This is a genomic window from Coprococcus sp. RTP21204st1_G4_RTP21204_210225, from assembly GCF_040915385.1.
Taxonomy (GTDB): Bacteria; Bacillota; Clostridia; order Lachnospirales; family Lachnospiraceae; genus Allocoprococcus; species Allocoprococcus comes.
Genome location: NZ_JBCPDP010000001.1, coordinates 336,030 through 353,203, shown reverse-complemented (window position 1 = coordinate 353,203; position 17,174 = coordinate 336,030). Strand labels below are relative to the sequence as shown.

The following is a 17,174-nucleotide window of genomic DNA, read 5'->3' as shown; positions in this document are numbered from 1 at the left end:
CAGAGGTGGAAGTGCAGTAATGCATGGAGCTGACTGTTACTAATCGGTCGAGGGCATAACCAAGAAGGTAGGACAGGGTAAGGAAGAATGGATGGAGTAAAGATTTAAATTTGTATGTGGTTTTCAGAGTACATAAAAAATGAAAAAAGCACTTGCAAAATATATGTAAAGTGTTTATAATAATAAAAGTAGTCCTCGATAGCTCAGCGGTAGAGCATTCGGCTGTTAACCGAAGGGTCGTTGGTTCGAACCCAACTCGGGGAGTTCTAAAATCTGTCAGCCAATTACTTGCAGATTTTAATTTTGAAAAAAATCAATATCTGGCTCCGTGGTCAAGCGGTTAAGACATCGCCCTTTCACGGCGGTAACACGGGTTCGATTCCCGTCGGAGTCATCTGGCGCCATAGCCAAGTGGTAAGGCAAAGGTCTGCAACACCTCTATCACCAGTTCAAATCTGGTTGGCGCCTCTAAGAGAAATCTGGAAACAAATGTTTCCAGATTTTTTGGTATACAAATATAATATACCATATATAAAAATGCGGTATGTGAAGAATGTGCTTCCTACATCAAAAAATAACAGAAAATATATTGAAAATCAGCTTTCGGGAGCCATTGAGCAGATGGAAGAATATATCAGAAAGTATCTGGAATTTCCAATACCTGCTCATTATGCTCATCCAATTGTGCTACAGAGAATGCAGGAGATCATGAGAGAAGAACGAGCAAAAACAATTCCTGAAGCATTACAGGTTTTGAAAAGCGATTTGAAAGCATTGAATTCGGATGTAGTGGTCGAGAAAGAAGAATATGATGAAATCGTAGCAATTAAACCGATGTTTCTTGTTATGGATTATGTGTAAAACTATAGATTATTATAACAATTAAAATATTGTTTCGTCATCTTGAATATGCTATACTTGAATTATGTTTATAGGGGCAAAGCTGTTGAAAAACTGTGACGCAAAGCCAAAGGGACTAAGGCAGTACGCTATGTCAGCCGGTTGCAATAAGAAGATGCGGATAGGTTAATAGAGTAAGTGAAAAAAGTTATTCGGCTTAAATTTTAGTCACCTGTATAACGCAGGTGACTTTTTTGTTTCATAGGAAATTTTGAAGGAACTTCCTATGAAACAAAAGGCACTGCGTGCCGGAGATGCGCACTCGCACGAAGATGAAGAATGTCGCAAGCGGTCTACGCTCCGCTTCGGTCGTTGCTTAACGAGCGCCACTGGCGCTCAGCAACGCGCTCGGCGCGAGAATGTGCCGAGGCACATTCTTTTTTGCATAGGAAATTACATTTTCTATGTAGAAAAGCTTCCGGCAGAATGCATAGGAGATGAGGGAAATGAAAAAAGGAAAGAAATGGAAAAAAATTGAAGCATTCTGCATTTTGCTCATTGTGACATTGTTGCTTATTTTTGTCAGAATACTGTATCAGCCGGGTACGGAGTCGGAAAGGGGCGAGTTGTACACCTTCAGCAATGGATGGTATCAGCTGAAGGATGGGAAAAAGACGGAGCTCAAATTGCCGTGTTTTGTTACAGCGGATAAAGATGGGCAGATCATTCTTTACAATGATATGTTATCAGAGGCTGATAAGGGAAAAATCTTGTCGATCCGAGGAATACAGGATCAGCTGGAAGTCTGCATAGGAGACCGGCTTCTCTACCAATATAAGGATAACAGATTTGAAAAAAACAGGCAGATGAAAGGGAAAATATGGGCAGATATTTCTTTGCCGGAGAAAATCGGGCAGGAAGTGTTATCAATCAGCTATGAAACTAAAAAGAATGCCAGACTATATGTGTATGCCCCGATGATCGGAGAGTTTTGTTCTGTTTTCAGACAGCATCTGCTAGGATCGATTTTTTCGATACTGGTAGTTTTGGGAATGACCGGTCTCGGTCTCGTTTCGGTGATTGTCTTTTTCTATACCAGATACAGGCAGATTGTAGAAAAGAGATTTTTAAATGTAGCATTGTTTTTGCTTTTATGCAGTTTGTGGTGTATTCTGGATTCAGGAATTTACCAGATGTATGGCAGTCAGAGTGCAGCAGGAACGTTGGTATCCTTTTATGCGTTTATGACGATGTCTGTTCCTATGCTGCTATTTATACAAAATACAGTAAGTGAAAGTGTAAGATGGATACCGCAGGTTTGGATTTTTCTTCTTTATGCAAATGCTGTTTTACAGGGGATCCTGCATCTTCTGTTTAAGATTCCTTTTATACATATGTTATATATCACACATCTCTTATTGTTTACGGGGGTTGTGTCTATGATCCTTCTTTTGTGGAAAGAGTATCGGAAAACGCAGGAGAAGGAAGTAAATCTCTGTCTAAAGGCATTTAGTGTATTAGGGATAAGCGGTGTAATCGCACTGGTACTGTACTGGGTATTATCCATTTACTGGTATGAATCTATTTTCCAGTTTGGCATTCTTCTTTATATTGCTGTTTTGTTTTGGGGATTGCTTTGTAAAGTATCCAACAACATTCAGTTTTGCCTGGAACAGGAGGTTTATAGGAGAATGTCCTTGGAAGACCGGATGACAGATATGAAAAACCGGAAATCATTTGAGATGTATCTTGAAGAGATCCAGGAGGGTGCGATTTTACTTGAAAATGTATTATTGTTGTTTGTGAAAATTGCAGAACTGAAGAAGATTAATGATATGTCTGGAAGACAGATGGGTGATGAAACGGTTATCCGAACGGCAAGAAGCATCCAGAGTGCAGAAAGAAGTGTTCTGGAACAGCAGGCAGTAAGTTTTCGTGTTGATGGTGGTGAGTTTGCGATTATCGTAAAAAACCCGCAAAAGACACCGGAAGAATGGGAGCATTTTATAAAAGAAGAGATGAAAGAAGAATGTGGAAACAGACAGCCTGTGCGGCTGAAGTTCGGGTATAGTTATCTGAGAAAAAAGAATGGTAGTCTTCTTTCGTTCAGTGACTGGAAACAGCAGGCAGACGATATGCTTTGTTCAAATAAATAAAAACCGGCGGAGGATAAATATGACTTATAATATAGATTTTCTTATTGCGGCAATGGTTATATTGTTGCTGGTTTTATGGTATTTTCTGGGACAGAAAAGAGCAGAGGATCTGAATAATCAGGTATTCCTTTCCTTTGCCATCATCGGTATTTTAGATGTGGTTGCGGAACTTGCCAGTAATTATTATATTTCTTTTCCAAATAGTAATTGTGAAATTGCTGCAATGCTTGCAACAACGATCTTTTATCTGCTTCAGGCATTGCTGCCGTTTACGGTGATCTGTTATATTCAGACATTACATGATAATAAGATCATTTCGGCAAAAAAGATGTTTTTATCAGGTGTGCCGACATTCATTCTGATGGGGATGATTCTGACAAACCCGTTCACAGAAAAGCTGTTTTATTTTGATATACCGGCAGGCTATATGAAAGGTCCATGGTATATGCTGATGTATTACAGTGCACTTTGTCATATGGCAGCAGCCTTGATCCTTATTGTTTTATGGCGGAAAAAACTGGGCTATCAAAAAGTGAAGAGCCTGCTGGAAATCCTGTTGATATCCGGTGCGGGAGTGGTGATCCAGCTTTTATATCATCCGCTTCTTACAACAGGGTTTGGTATGAGTCTGGGAATTCTGGTACTATTTATTACGATCAACAATCCTCATGCAAATATCGATACACTTACCGGATTATATAATCATCTGTATCTGGTCAGAAAAAGCAATGAGCTGATCAGTGCGGGAAAATCATTTCACATTATTACGGTGTATCTTTATCAATTGAAGCACATTAATAAAATCGCAGGGGTACAGGGCGGTAATTCAATCTTAAAGCTGACAGCAAGAAAACTTGGTGAGATGTGCGGGAAAAAAGCATTTCGTACAACGGGAAAGAGTTTTATGATACTCACCGGTTCACTTGAAGAATATGAATATTATCTTACGCAGCTGAAGAGAATGTTTGATGGAAACAGTAAGCTGAATGTCAACAATAAAATTATTACGATGCCTGTGATCATAAGCGGGATCATGAATGCGCAGAAACTCGGAGACAGCGGGCTTATTCTAGAATATGCTGAATATCTGGAAGCCTTATCTGCGAAAAATGGTCTGACAGAGGTGATACAGGATGATTATCAGACGATGAATGGTTTCCTTTATAATAAACGGGTAGAACAGTATTTGCATAAGGCGATTACAGAGGATCTGTTCGAGATATACTATCAGCCGGTTTACTCTACACGGAAAAAATGCTTTATCACACTGGAAGCGCTAAGTCGCCTTCAGCATCCGGAGCTTGGCTGGATCGCACCAGATGTATTTATTCAGATTGCAGAAAAGAATCACATGATCGAACAGATCACAGATCTACAGTTTAGTCGTGTCTGCAGATTTTTAGGAGAAAACCGATACCTGATGAGGCATCTTCTGAATGTAAAAGTGAACCTGTCTTCTCTGGATCTGATGAGAAATGACTGTAGCAGACATTTTATCCGGATTATGGATGCTTATAAGATTCCACATAACTGGATACAGTTTGAAATCACGGAAACGGTTGCGACTGAATGCAATGCGAGTCTAAGAAGAGTTGCGGAGGAATTTACGGACGCTGGCATTGGTTTGTGTCTGGATGATTTTGGTTCCGGATATGCGAATCTGAATACGGTAATGAGGCTTCCGTTTTCTGTGATCAAGGTTGACAGATCTCTGCTTTTTGATATCTGCAGGGATGAGAAACGGGCAATTTTCTATGAAAGTGTTGTAGAAACATTTCATAAAATGAATTATCATATTGTTTCCGAAGGGGTGGAAACACAGGAAGAAATGGAACAGATCAGCAGCTGGGGAGTCGAGATGATTCAGGGCTATTATTTTTCCAAGCCGCTTCCTGAAAAAGAGCTTTTGGAATTGCTGAAGAAGCAGGATAATATAGAAAGAGAAAATTAAGAGGGAAGGGAGATAGTAGATACACATGGGGACATCCGATTGCGGATGCAATTCATCAGGCAGACAAATTAATGTATGAAAATAAAAGAATGTCATAAAGAGGAGGAAAGAAAATGTTACTTATTAAAAATGCAAAAGTTTATGCACCGGAGTATGTTGGAAAAAAGGATCTTTTAGTATGTGGGGGAAAAATTGAATGTATGGAAGATAAGATCGAGGATTTTCCGATCGCATGTGAAGTTATTGATGCAGAGGAAAGAATTCTTACACCGGGGTTTATTGATCAGCATGTTCATGTTACCGGAGGCGGTGGGGAAGGAAGCTTTCATACCCGTACACCGGAACTTCAGCTGTCAGAATTGGTAAAAGGCGGAATTACAACGGTTGTAGGACTTCTTGGAACGGACGGACTTACAAGGAGTGTTGAAAATCTTTACGCAAAAGTACAGGCTTTATGCGAAGAAGGGGTAAGTGCGTATATGCTTACCGGTGCATATGGATATCCAAGTCCGACTATTACCGGAGAGGTAGATCGGGATATTATGTTTGTTGAAAAAGTACTTGGCGTGAAACTTGCCATTTCAGATCATCGGGCACCGAATGTGACGGAAAGTGAACTGATCCAACTTGCGAGCAAGACCAGAACGGCAGGTATGTTAAGCGGAAAACCTGGAATCGTGGTGCTGCATATGGGAGATGCAGATGCTGGATTGTCGCCGGTGTTTGAAGCTTTGGAAAAGAGTATGATTCCGATCAAGATTTTCCGTCCGACTCATGTGAACCGCAGAAAAGGTCTTCTGGAAGAGGGCTATCAGTTGCTTGAAAAGGGTGGATACATCGATCTCACCTGTGGCATCAGTGAGGACTTTTGTCCGGGCGGATGCATTTTAGAAGCAAAAGAAAAGGGAATCCCGACAGAGCATATTACCATCAGCTCCGACGGACACGGAAGCTGGTCAAAATACAGAGAAGACGGAAGCCTGTTGGAAATCGGTGTTTCCTCAGTAGATGCGCTGCGGGAAGAACTTCTGTATATGGTACATGAGCTTGATATGAAGCTGGAAGATGCACTTCCATATATGACATCACATGTAGCGGAGGCACTGGGATTGCAGGGTAAGAAAGGGACAATACAAAAAGGAGCCGATGCAGATCTGCTTTTGTGGGACAATGACCTGAAGCTTGACAGTTATATTGCAGGTGGAAAAATCTTTATGCAAAAAGAAAAAATCATTTGCAAGGGAACCTATGAAAAATAGGAATTGAATAAAGTACAACGTTAGCCTGTTAAAATATTCCCTTGCGGAAATGCCGGAAAAGCCTTAAAATAAAGGAATCATGTGTATACAGAAAGGAATATGCTTTATGGAAAAAGGGACTATTTTTAAATTTCATAACGATCTGGATACAGACCAGATCATCGCATCCCAGTATCTGTTGCTGCCGAATCTTGAGGAGATGAAGAGCCACGCATTTGAATCTCTGGATCCGGATTTTGCACAGAAGGTAAAACCGGGAGATTTCGTGGTCGGAGGAGAGAACTTTGGATGTGGATCTTCCAGAGAGCAGGCTCCGGGTGTGTTAAAAGCGTTAGGTGTAAAAGCTGTTATCGCAAAATCATTTGCAAGAATTTTTTATAGAAATGCTATCAATATCGGACTTCCTGCTATTGTCTGTAAAGACCTTCCGGATGAAGTAAAGACCGGAGATCAGATGGAGCTTCATATGTTGGAAGGAACCGCTGAGGCAAATGGAAAGGTTTATTCCTGCACAAAACTGCCGGAATATATGCAGAATATTTTGAATCAGGGCGGACTTATTGCGTCTCTGAACCGTGAGGAGGAATAGACGATGGGAATGACAATTGCTGAAAAGATCATTGCAGCGGCAGCCGGTGTGGAAAGCGTAAAGCCGGGTGACATCCATACAGTAGAACTGGATCGTCTGATGAGTAATGACGGAACTACACATCTTACCGTTGATATGTATAATAATAAATTAAAAAATCCACATATTGCAGATACAGGCAAGCTGGTATTTATCGTAGATCATAACGTACCGTCTGACTGTCCAAAGACAGCCGCATCCCAGAAGAAGATGCGTGATTTTGCAAAGGCAAACCACATTGATTTCTGGGAAGGGAAAGGTGTATGCCACCAGATTATGATGGAAAATTATGTTCGTCCGGGAGAACTGATCTTTGGTGCAGACAGCCATACCTGTTCTTACGGTGCACTTGGTGCATTCGGAACCGGTGTTGGATGTACAGACTTCCTTTACGGTATGGTAACAGGAACTTCCTGGGTAATGGTACCGGAGACTGTGAAATTCAACCTGGTTGGAAAGCTGCCGGAAGGTGTATATGCGAGAGATCTGATCCTCACCATCATCGGTGAAGTCGGAGCCAACGGATGTAACTATCAGGTGATGGAATTTACCGGAGAGGGCGCGAAGACTCTGACAATCAGTGACCGTATCGCACTTTGCAATATGGCAGTAGAAGCCGGAGCTAAGACCGGTATTTTTGAAGTTGATGATGTGGCAATGGAATATTTAAAAGAGCATGGACGCGAGCCAAAGGCTGTATATCACAGCGATCCGGATGCGCATTATGTAAGAGAATATACATTTGACTTATCCAAGGTAGAGCCGGTTGTTGCAAAACCGGATTTTGTAGACAATCTTGCGCCGGCAAAAGACGTGCGCGGTATCAAGATTGATGAGGCATTCCTTGGATCCTGCAACAACGGACGTATCGAAGATCTCCGTGTAGGCGCACAGGTTATCAAAGGAAAGAAAGTATCTGAAAAAGTAAGATTCCTTGTTGTTCCGGCAAGTCAGACTATTTACAGACAGGCTCTGGAAGAAGGACTGATCGATATCTTCATGGATGCAGGTGCGATCGTGATGAACCCGAACTGTAGTGTATGCTGGGGAAGCTGCCAGGGCGTAATCGGTGAAAATGAAGTCCTGATCAGTACAGGAACCCGCAACTTTAAGGGACGTGCAGGACATCCGAGTTCAAAGGTATATCTTGGATCGGCTGCAACCGTTACAGCATCTGCCATTGCCGGAGAAATTGCACTGGCAAGTGATGTGTAAGAGACGAAATTACGTTTGACGAGGTGACATAAGATGGATAAATTTACAGGACGTGTATGGGTTCTTGGAGATGACATTGATACCGATATCATCATTCCAACTGAATACCTTGCACTTAAGACAATCGATGATATGAAGCAGTATGGCTTTTCTCCTCTTCGTCCGGAACTTGCCGGACAGATCCAGAAGGGGGATATCATTGTAGCAGGAAAGAACTTTGGTTGCGGTTCGTCAAGAGAACAGGCACCGGAGATCATCAAGGCAATGGGTGTGCAGTGTGTGATCGCCAAATCATTTGCAAGGATCTTTTTCCGTAATTCGATCAACAACGGACTTCTTCTGATTGAACAGCCGGATCTTTATGATGATATGAAAGAGGGCGACGAGATCACGGTAGTGATGAATGAGCATGTGGATTATAATGGCAAGGAATATCCGATTGCTTCTCTGCCGGAGAATCTGATGAGCATTATTCAGGCTGGCGGTCTGGTAAAAGCCATGCGCAAGCTGAATGGACTGGATTAACCGGAAAGGAGAAGAAAATGGGCGAGACGATTATTGAAAAAATTATCAGACATAATACAGGAAAAGCCGTAAAGCCGGGAGACATTGTGACGGTTAACGTTGACCGCGTGATGATCCATGATATTTTCATCCCCTTTGTGGCAGAAAAATTTGAAGAAATGGGATTTACGAAACTGCATGATCCGGACAAGGTTGTTCTGATCTATGATCATCTGGTTCCGGCAAGTCAGCAGGATGATACCAGACATTTTCGTACCGGAGATGCATTTGCAGATAAATACGGACTTACACATGTACACAGAAGTGACGGAATCTGCCATCAGCTGATGACAGAGGCTGGCTATGTTAAACCGGGTGATATCGCATTCGGAACCGACAGCCATACCACAACTTATGGTTGTGTTGGAGCATTTTCATCTGGTATCGGTTATACCGAGATGGCAAGTATCCTTGGAACCGGAACGATGTGGATCAAGGTACCGGAGACGATCAAAGTTGTGATCGATGGTGAACTTCCGGAAAATGTCATGTCAAAGGATATCATCTTACGACTGATCGGTGATTTGAGAGCAGACGGTGCTACTTACAGAGCATTGGAATTTGCCGGAAGCACCATTGAAAATATGACAGTTGCAAGCCGTATGACAATGGCAAACATGGCAATCGAAGCAGGAGCAAAATGCGCACTTTTCACACCGGATGAGAAAACTGCCGAGTATTGCAATATTGAATTAAATGATTATCAGAAGAGTCTGGTTGGTGATCCGGATGCAACTTATATGAGAACGATCACTTATAAAGCAGAGGACTTTGTACCGGTTATGGCCCTTCCGTCACAGGTTGACAAAATCAGAAATGTATCCGAGGTAGAAGGAACCGAGATCGATCAGGTATTTATCGGCTCTTGCACAAACGGACGTCTGGAGGATCTTCAGGCAGCAGCAGAAGTGTTAAAGGGCAAAAAAGTTGCGGATTTTGTAAAACTGATCGTGACTCCGGCGAGCCGTAAGATCTACAAACAGGCAGCAGATATGGGAATCCTTACGACTTTATCTGAGGCAGGTGCGATCATTACCCATCCGGGTTGCGGACTTTGTTGTGGACGTACCGGAGGAATTCTGTCAGACGGAGAACGTGTGGTTGCAACCAACAACCGTAACTTCCTTGGACGTATGGGAACTTCTAAGGTCGAGATTTATCTGGCATCTCCGAAAACAGCGGCAAGCTGCGCGGTGGCAGGAAAGATTGTAAGTCCAAAGTAGAGGAGTTCACTATGAAAAAAATTGGATTTATCGGTGTTGGCATCATGGGAAAATCCATGGTGCGCAACCTTATGAAAACAGGATATGAACTGCATATTTACGCAAGAACAAAAGCGAAAGTCGATGATGTGATCAGCGAGGGTGCAATTTTCCATGAATCTATCAAAGAATGTGTACCCGGATGTGATGCAGTGATCACCATCGTTGGTTTTCCGAGAGATGTGGAAGAGGTTTACTTCGATGAAGGCGGTATTCTGGAAAATGCAGATCCGGGAACCTATCTGATCGATATGACAACTACAAGCCCGATGCTTGCAGAAAAGATTTCAAAAGAGGGCACAGAAAAAGGATTCCATGTGCTGGATGCGCCTGTAACAGGTGGGGATACCGGAGCAAAAAACGCTACATTATCCATCCTTGTCGGCGGCGAGAAAGAAGATTATGAAGCTTGTATGGAGCTTTTCAAAGCAATGGGAACAAACATCAATTATCAGGGAAAAGCCGGATGTGGACAGCATGCAAAGCTTGCTAATCAGATTATGATCGCCGGTGCCTTAAGTGGTGTATGTGAGGCCTTTTCCTATGCGCAGGCCAAAGGACTGGATCTGAATGTCCTTTTTGATTCGGTCTCTACCGGGGCAGCAGGAAGCAAACAGTTGGATGCTTTCGGACCAAAGATCATTGCCGGAGATTATGCACCGGGATTCTTTATGAAGCATTTCATCAAGGATATGAAGCTTGCGCTGACTGAGGCAAATATGAGCGGACTGAGTCTTGAGGTGCTGAGTCTGGTACTGTCAAATTATGAAGAGTTGGCACAGGAAGGGCTTGGAGATCTTGGGACACAGGCGCTGATCAAGTATTATGATGTGCAGGATGTAGAAGAATAATCGTATGTGATTCAGGGAGCTGTTTTGCAGCTCCCTGATATTTTGTGTTTCATAAACAGTAACGAGAAAACCCGCTGATCTTTCGACCAGCGGGTTTTCTTGTGCTTTTATTTAATTTCTAAAGGAATGAGAGTAAAGTGCGGCAATCGGGGTAACCCGATTGCGCTTACTTTATGAGGGGGGAGATAGTTGTTTATCAACTATCTGACTCTTAGTATACAGATAAATTGTGTTCAAAATATGTCTATATCATAAAAGAAAAAGAAAATTTCTTAAGGAAAAATGAACTATCGATTAAGGAATATTGATTAGAGTACAATAAAAAAATCATTGCGAAAGTACTTTCAAATGTAATCAGATTCTTTTTACATCGTTGCAACTGCGGTAGTTTAATGGTATACTGGACATATTGCAAAAGTAGAAAATGGCAGCAGAAGCTGTCGGCAATGCTTACAAGGCTCATTGGGGTTATGTGAAATATATAAGAGAGTAATATGGAGGAACAGAACAGATGGATTTGGTAACAGTAAGAGAATTATACAGAAACAGAGAGGAATATCTGGATAAAGAAGTGACCATCGGGGGATGGGTGCGCAGTATCCGTGATTCTAAGACATTTGGATTTATCGTTGTAAATGATGGATCTTTCTTTGAAAACCTTCAGGTAGTATATCATGATAATATGGAGAACTTTGGCGAGATTTCCAAGCTGAATGTTGGTGCGGCAATCATTGTAAAAGGAACACTTGTCGCAACACCACAGGCAAAGCAGCCATTTGAGATCCAGGCAACAGAAGTTGTTGTAGAAGGTACCTCTGCACCGGATTATCCGCTTCAGAAAAAACGTCACAGCTTTGAATATTTAAGAAGTATTGCACATCTTCGTCCAAGAACCAATACTTTCCAGGCAGTGTTCAGAGTACGCTCACTGACTGCTTACGCAATCCACAAATTCTTCCAGGAAAGAGGATTCGTATATGTACATACACCGCTGATCACAGGAAGTGACTGCGAGGGCGCAGGAGAAATGTTCCAGGTAACAACACTGGATATGAACAATGTGCCGAAAAATGCAGACGGAACTGTTGATTATTCCAAAGATTTCTTTGGAAAAGAGACAAACCTTACCGTAAGCGGACAGCTGAACGGTGAAACTTATGCACAGGCATTCCGCAACATTTACACATTCGGACCGACATTCCGTGCGGAGAATTCTAATACCACACGTCATGCCGCCGAGTTCTGGATGATCGAGCCGGAAATCGCATTTGCAGATCTGGAAGATGACATGATCCTTGCAGAAAACATGCTGAAATATGTTATCCGCTACGTGATGGAAAACGCTCCGGAAGAGATGAATTTCTTCAATTCTTTCGTAGACAAAGGACTGATCGACCGTCTGAACAACGTTGTAAATTCTGATTTCGCAAGAGTTACTTACACAGAAGCAATCGAAATCCTTGAAAAGCACAATGACAAATTTGAATACAAAGTATCATGGGGAGCAGATCTGCAGACAGAGCATGAACGTTATCTGACAGAAGAGATCTACAAACGTCCGGTATTCGTTACCGATTATCCGAAGGAGATCAAAGCTTTTTACATGAAGATGAATGATGATAACAAGACCGTAGCAGCAGTTGACTGTCTGGTTCCTGGAATCGGTGAGATCATCGGAGGAAGCCAGAGAGAGGACGACTACGATAAGCTTGTTGCAAGAATGAAAGAGCTTGGACTTAAGGAAGAAGATTACGGATTCTATCTGGATCTGAGAAAGTACGGATCTACAAGACATGCAGGATTCGGACTTGGATTTGAGAGATGCATCATGTATCTTACAGGAATGTCCAACATTCGTGACGTAATTCCGTTCCCAAGAACTGTGAATAACTGCGAACTGTAAAAAAGAAGAATGAAGAAAAAGGGGACCGGGAACTGCATCAAAAGGGTGTGTTTTCCGGTCTGCTGTTTTATACGCAAATCTTTCTATATACGGAAAGGAAAAGTGAAATATGAATATTTTAGTTGTAGATGATGAAAAAGAAATTGCGGATGTCGTAGAATTATATCTGCAAAATGAATACCATGTTTTGAAATTTTACACAGGGCAGGAAGCATTGGAATGTATTGAGAAGACAAAAGTGGATCTGGCGATCCTGGATGTGATGCTGCCGGATATTGACGGTTTCACGATTCTGAGAAAGATCCGTGAGAAATACACATTTCCGGTGATTATGTTGACCGCGAAGACGGAGTACCGGGACAAGATCACCGGGCTTACGATGGGGGCTGACGACTATATTCCGAAACCATTCAACCCGCTGGAGCTGGTAGCGAGAGTGAAAGCACAGATGCGCAGATACACGCAGTACAACGATGGTAAGAAAAGTGATTCTGAGAATATCATTGATTTTGCAGGACTCTTGTTAAATAAAGAATCCCATGAATGCATCTATAATGAGCAGTCTCTTCCGCTGACACCGACGGAATTTGAGATTCTGTGGATTCTTTGTGAGAATCGCGGAAAGGTGATCAGCTCACAAAGATTATTTGAAGAGGTCTGGCATGAAGAGTATCTGAAGAACAGCAACAATACGGTGATGGTACATATCCGGCATCTGCGTGAGAAATTGAGTAAACCGACTGGAAAATCAGATCTTATCAAGACTGTCTGGGGAGTGGGATACAAAATTGAAGAATAATTACAGAAAATTAAAACTGAGCATATTGCTTCAGACGGTTTTTATTACGGCCCTGACAGTGCTGGTTGGCAGATTTATTCTGGAGTATTTTATCGATGGTATTTATAATGACAGCTTTGCCAATGGTTTTTTGCGAATATTGGAAGCTTTTCATGTGAGTGAAGAGACCGCAACATCTTTGTATTGGCAGTGGATCGGCAATAATAAAGTGTTCTTTATGATCCTCGGTTTTTTACTTTTATTTTCGTTGTTTTTTTATGTGGCACTTTCAAAAATGACGCGTTATCTGGAACAGGTAGAAGATGGGATTGAAAATATTATTTCAGCGTCTGACCAGCCAATCCGGCTGATTACGGAGTTAAAACCAATCGAGGATCGTCTCAATGAGATTAAAGAGACATTAAGGAGCCAGGAGGAAGAGGCAGAAAAGCTTGAGCAGAGGAAAAATGATGTCCTGCTTTTTCTGGCACATGATTTAAAAACACCGCTTACTTCTGTGGTGGCGTATCTGAGTATGCTGGATTCTCATCCGGAGATGCCGGCAGAGGAGCGCGCCAAATATACGCAGATATCTCTGGAGAAGGCGAATCGACTGGGGGATCTTTTGAAAGAGTTTTTTGAAAGTATAAAGTTGAATCTGCAGGATATTGAACTGGATAAGGTGGATATTGATCTGACCATGATGCTGGAACAGATTGCAGACGAACTCTATGGGATACTTCAGGAGAAGATGCTGACCTGCAAGGTGGAAGCAGAGGAAGAGATCCTGATCGAGGGAGACCCGGATAAGCTTGCCAGGGTTTTTGATAATATTCTGCGAAATGCCATAGCATACTGCCGGGAGAAAAGTGTGCTTCTGATCCAGGCTGCCAAGGAGGAGAACCAGGTAAGAATCTGTTTTGAAAATGAAGGAGATACGATACCGGAAGAGAGCCTGAAGAGGATCTTTGATAAATTTTATCGCGCGGATGCGTCGAGATCCAGCAGTACCGGAGGAGCAGGACTGGGGCTTGCCATTGCAAAAGAGATTGTAGAGCTGCACAAGGGACAGATCATTGCCGAGAGCAGTGGGGGAAAGACACGTTTTATCGTGACACTTCCCCTTAAAGGAGGAGTAGAAAGTAATGAAATTCATACACACAGCGGACATTCATCTGGGGGCAGAGCCGGACGCAGGAAGTTCTTACACCGCAAAGCGACCGGAAGAACTGTGGAATAGCTTTGAGCGTCTTTTAAATATCTGTGAAGAGGAACAGACAGATCTTCTTCTGATCGCAGGGGATCTGTTTCACAGACAGCCGCTTTTAAGAGAGCTGAAGGAACTGGATTATTTATTTTCCAGACTGACACATACACAGGTCGTGCTGATGGCGGGCAACCATGATTACCTGAAAAGTACGTCCTATTACCGGAATTATAAATGGCAGGGACCGGTGCACATGTTTTTGTCTCAGAAACCCGCCTGTATGGAATTTAAAGAGCTTGGGGTCCGCATATACGGACTCAGCTATGAGGAACGGGAGATCACAGAACCGCTTTATGAGAAAATCCTTCCGGAAAAAAGAGGAATAGCCTCCATCCTTCTGGCCCATGGCGGCGATGAAAAGCATATCCCGTTCCGAAAGAACGAATTACTGAAGCTGGGATATGATTATATTGCTCTTGGGCACATTCATCTTCCGGCAGAGCTTGCAAAGGACCGGATGTATTACGCAGGATCCCTAGAGCCTACAGATAAAAATGACACCGGGAAGCATGGTTATATCAAAGGGGAGATTAAAAATGGAAGAACCCGGACGGAATTTATTCCTTTTGCATCCAGAGAATATGTGCATATGGAAGTAGAAGCAGGAAGAGAGATGACCGGACGGGAAATGAAAGAAAAAATTTCCCTTGCCATACGGGAAAGAGGTATACAGAACATTTATAAAATCATTCTGCGGGGATTTCGGGATCCGGATATGATCTATGATACCGACCGGATGGATTCCTATGGAAATATTGTCGAAATTCTGGATGAAACAAAGCCGGCATATGATTATGAAAAGTTGAAAAAACAAAATGCAGGAAATCTTCTGGGCTGGTATATAGAAAGTTTTGCAGAAGCAAAGGATGACAGTGTGGAGGCAATTGCATTGGCTGAGGGAGTACAGGCCATGCTGGAGGCAAAGGGGAGCAAATTATGAAGATAACGGAACTGATCCTGAAGAATTTCGGTAAGTTCACGAATAAGCAGATCCTGCTTACGGATGGGATCAATATTATTTACGGAGAAAACGAATCGGGAAAAACAACGCTGCATACCTTTCTGAAGGGAATGCTTTTTGGAATGGAAAGAAAGCGCGGGCGTGCCGCCGCAACAGATACATTCCGTACCTATGAGCCTTGGGAGAATCCAAACTTTTATGCGGGAATCCTGCGGTTTACCTGTGGTGACCGGAGATTTCGCCTGGAACGGAATTTCGATCGGTATGCGAAAGGCGGCTCTCTGATTTGTGAAGATGATGGAGAAGAATTGTCACTTGAGCATGGGGATCTGGAAATTCTGTTAGGTGGTATGACAGAAAGTGACTATGAAAATACAGTTTCGATAGGACAGCTCCGGGTACAGACCGGAGAAATACTGGCGGCGGAGCTGAAGAATTATGCGGCAAATTATTATGCAACCGGGAACAGTGAGATTGACCTCGAAGGGGCGCTTGCCCTTTTAAAAGAGCGGAAGAAAGAGCTGGAAAAAGAAGAACGTGAAAAGAGGCAGCTGATCAGCGAAAAGAAAGAGCGGGCAGAGATGGAGGCATCCTATGTCTGGCGGGATCTGCATCAGTTAGAAAATGAAGCGGAACAACTGAAAAGAAGCTGTGAAGAGAAACGCAGAGAATGGGAAAGCTGGGTAAATGAAGATAAAAAGCGGAAGAAACGGGAAGAGGCAGCAGGATATTTTGCTGGGTGGAGGATTCATCCACTGGAGGCAGTGAGTATGCTGGGGGCATTTTTTGTGACTTTTCTGCTTTTTCATAAGCCGTGGAATTTTCTTGTGGCAATCGTGGTGGCACTGGCTGAAGGGCTGTATGTCTGGAATTGTCTGAAAGATGGAAAGAAGAAAAAGAAAGCCAGATTACAGGAGATAAAAGAACAGGGCATTTCTCTCAAGGCAGATTATGAGAGGCAGAAAGGAAAGCTTGCAAAAGTACAGGAAACCTATCATGAAAAAGAAGTGTTGTATGAAAATCTGCAGGAACGAGGCGACGAGTTCGATGAGATGAACAGTGAAGAGATAGAGCGATTAAAAAACAAGCAGGGTGTTGAACTTGCTATGGAACAGCTGACCAGACTTGCCGCACAGATGCAGAGCCGGACAAGCGATCTTATGAATACAGAAGTATCTGCAATCATGGATGCCATCACAGATGGAAAATATAACAGACTCTGGGTAGATGAAAATCTGTATGTGCAACTTATGAGTAATGGGAAAAAGATATCCATGGATCAGGTAAGCCGGGGAACGCTGGAACAGATTTATTTTGCAATCCGGATGGCCGCAACAAAAATTCTCCACGAGGAAGAATGTCCGGTAATCCTGGATGATGCATTCGGCTATTATGACGACAGTAGACTTGCGCAGACCCTTCGCTGGCTGAAAGACAGTAAGCGGCAGGTAATTATATTCAGCTGTCAGAAGCGGGAGATGGAAATGCTGGAAAAGATGGGATGTGAATATCATAAGGTGATGTTGTAAAGACAAGGAG

Annotated in this window: 14 protein-coding genes, 3 tRNA genes and 1 riboswitch; all 17 genes read left to right on the top strand. The window is 42.7% G+C overall.

Features of this window, described 5'->3' with window-relative positions:
• The first annotated feature begins 192 nt into the window (after nucleotides 1-192).
• The 17 genes from AB5213_RS01680 to AB5213_RS01600 all read left to right on the top strand — a co-directional run bounded on the left by AB5213_RS01680 (nucleotide 193) and on the right by AB5213_RS01600 (nucleotide 17,164).
• Nucleotides 193-264 (top strand) — tRNA-Asn (locus tag AB5213_RS01680).
• A 58-nt stretch (nucleotides 265-322) separates the two neighbouring features.
• Nucleotides 323-394: transfer RNA gene (locus AB5213_RS01675), tRNA-Glu, on the top strand.
• A gap of 3 nt (nucleotides 395-397) precedes the next feature.
• A tRNA-Cys gene (locus AB5213_RS01670) sits at nucleotides 398-468 on the top strand.
• 69 nt (nucleotides 469-537) lie between these two features.
• Nucleotides 538-861: a hypothetical protein gene (locus AB5213_RS01665; RefSeq protein WP_368276253.1), complete on the top strand. Its 324-nt coding sequence runs from the start codon at nucleotides 538-540 to the stop codon at nucleotides 859-861.
• A 65-nt stretch (nucleotides 862-926) separates the two neighbouring features.
• Nucleotides 927-1,010: riboswitch (cyclic di-GMP riboswitch) on the top strand.
• A gap of 336 nt (nucleotides 1,011-1,346) precedes the next feature.
• Complete coding sequence (locus AB5213_RS01660; protein WP_368276252.1) at nucleotides 1,347-2,996, top strand: diguanylate cyclase; 1,650 nt, start codon at nucleotides 1,347-1,349, stop codon at nucleotides 2,994-2,996.
• A gap of 19 nt (nucleotides 2,997-3,015) precedes the next feature.
• Complete coding sequence (locus AB5213_RS01655; protein ID WP_055249406.1) at nucleotides 3,016-4,947, top strand: GGDEF domain-containing protein; 1,932 nt, start codon at nucleotides 3,016-3,018, stop codon at nucleotides 4,945-4,947.
• Between the two features lie 113 nt (nucleotides 4,948-5,060).
• Nucleotides 5,061-6,206: a beta-aspartyl-peptidase gene (gene iadA, locus AB5213_RS01650; protein WP_055157883.1), complete on the top strand. Its 1,146-nt coding sequence runs from the start codon at nucleotides 5,061-5,063 to the stop codon at nucleotides 6,204-6,206.
• A 106-nt stretch (nucleotides 6,207-6,312) separates the two neighbouring features.
• Nucleotides 6,313-6,795: a 3-isopropylmalate dehydratase gene (gene leuD / locus AB5213_RS01645; protein WP_044998914.1), complete on the top strand. Its 483-nt coding sequence runs from the start codon at nucleotides 6,313-6,315 to the stop codon at nucleotides 6,793-6,795.
• Between the two features lie 3 nt (nucleotides 6,796-6,798).
• The gene (locus AB5213_RS01640) at nucleotides 6,799-8,049 is read left to right on the top strand and encodes a 3-isopropylmalate dehydratase large subunit (protein ID WP_055157885.1); all 1,251 of its coding nucleotides are present in this window, start codon (nucleotides 6,799-6,801) and stop codon (nucleotides 8,047-8,049) included.
• Between the two features lie 33 nt (nucleotides 8,050-8,082).
• Nucleotides 8,083-8,574: a 3-isopropylmalate dehydratase small subunit gene (locus AB5213_RS01635; RefSeq protein ID WP_008371705.1), complete on the top strand. Its 492-nt coding sequence runs from the start codon at nucleotides 8,083-8,085 to the stop codon at nucleotides 8,572-8,574.
• Nucleotides 8,575-8,591: 17 nt separating this feature from the next.
• Nucleotides 8,592-9,836 (top strand): 3-isopropylmalate dehydratase large subunit, encoded by a 1,245-nt coding sequence (locus tag AB5213_RS01630; RefSeq protein WP_055157887.1) that lies wholly within the window; start codon nucleotides 8,592-8,594, stop codon nucleotides 9,834-9,836.
• Between the two features lie 11 nt (nucleotides 9,837-9,847).
• Complete coding sequence (locus tag AB5213_RS01625; RefSeq protein ID WP_022220458.1) at nucleotides 9,848-10,726, top strand: NAD(P)-dependent oxidoreductase; 879 nt, start codon at nucleotides 9,848-9,850, stop codon at nucleotides 10,724-10,726.
• Nucleotides 10,727-11,237: 511 nt separating this feature from the next.
• The gene (gene asnS, locus AB5213_RS01620; RefSeq protein ID WP_008371696.1) at nucleotides 11,238-12,629 is read left to right on the top strand and encodes an asparagine--tRNA ligase; all 1,392 of its coding nucleotides are present in this window, start codon (nucleotides 11,238-11,240) and stop codon (nucleotides 12,627-12,629) included.
• A 109-nt stretch (nucleotides 12,630-12,738) separates the two neighbouring features.
• Nucleotides 12,739-13,428 (top strand): VanR-ABDEGLN family response regulator transcription factor, encoded by a 690-nt coding sequence (gene vanR, locus AB5213_RS01615; RefSeq protein WP_055297440.1) that lies wholly within the window; start codon nucleotides 12,739-12,741, stop codon nucleotides 13,426-13,428.
• The gene (locus tag AB5213_RS01610) at nucleotides 13,418-14,647 is read left to right on the top strand and encodes a sensor histidine kinase (protein ID WP_368276251.1); all 1,230 of its coding nucleotides are present in this window, start codon (nucleotides 13,418-13,420) and stop codon (nucleotides 14,645-14,647) included. The genes vanR and AB5213_RS01610 overlap by 11 nt, the downstream gene beginning before the upstream one ends.
• Nucleotides 14,553-15,614 carry a DNA repair exonuclease gene (locus AB5213_RS01605; RefSeq protein WP_195368745.1) on the top strand — a complete coding sequence of 354 codons (1,062 nt, stop codon included), beginning with the start codon at nucleotides 14,553-14,555 and terminating at the stop codon, nucleotides 15,612-15,614. The genes AB5213_RS01610 and AB5213_RS01605 overlap by 95 nt, the downstream gene beginning before the upstream one ends.
• Entirely contained in the window at nucleotides 15,611-17,164 is a 1,554-nt protein-coding gene (locus AB5213_RS01600; RefSeq protein WP_368276250.1) for an ATP-binding protein, read from the top strand. The genes AB5213_RS01605 and AB5213_RS01600 overlap by 4 nt, the downstream gene beginning before the upstream one ends.
• Nucleotides 17,165-17,174 lie beyond the last annotated feature (10 nt).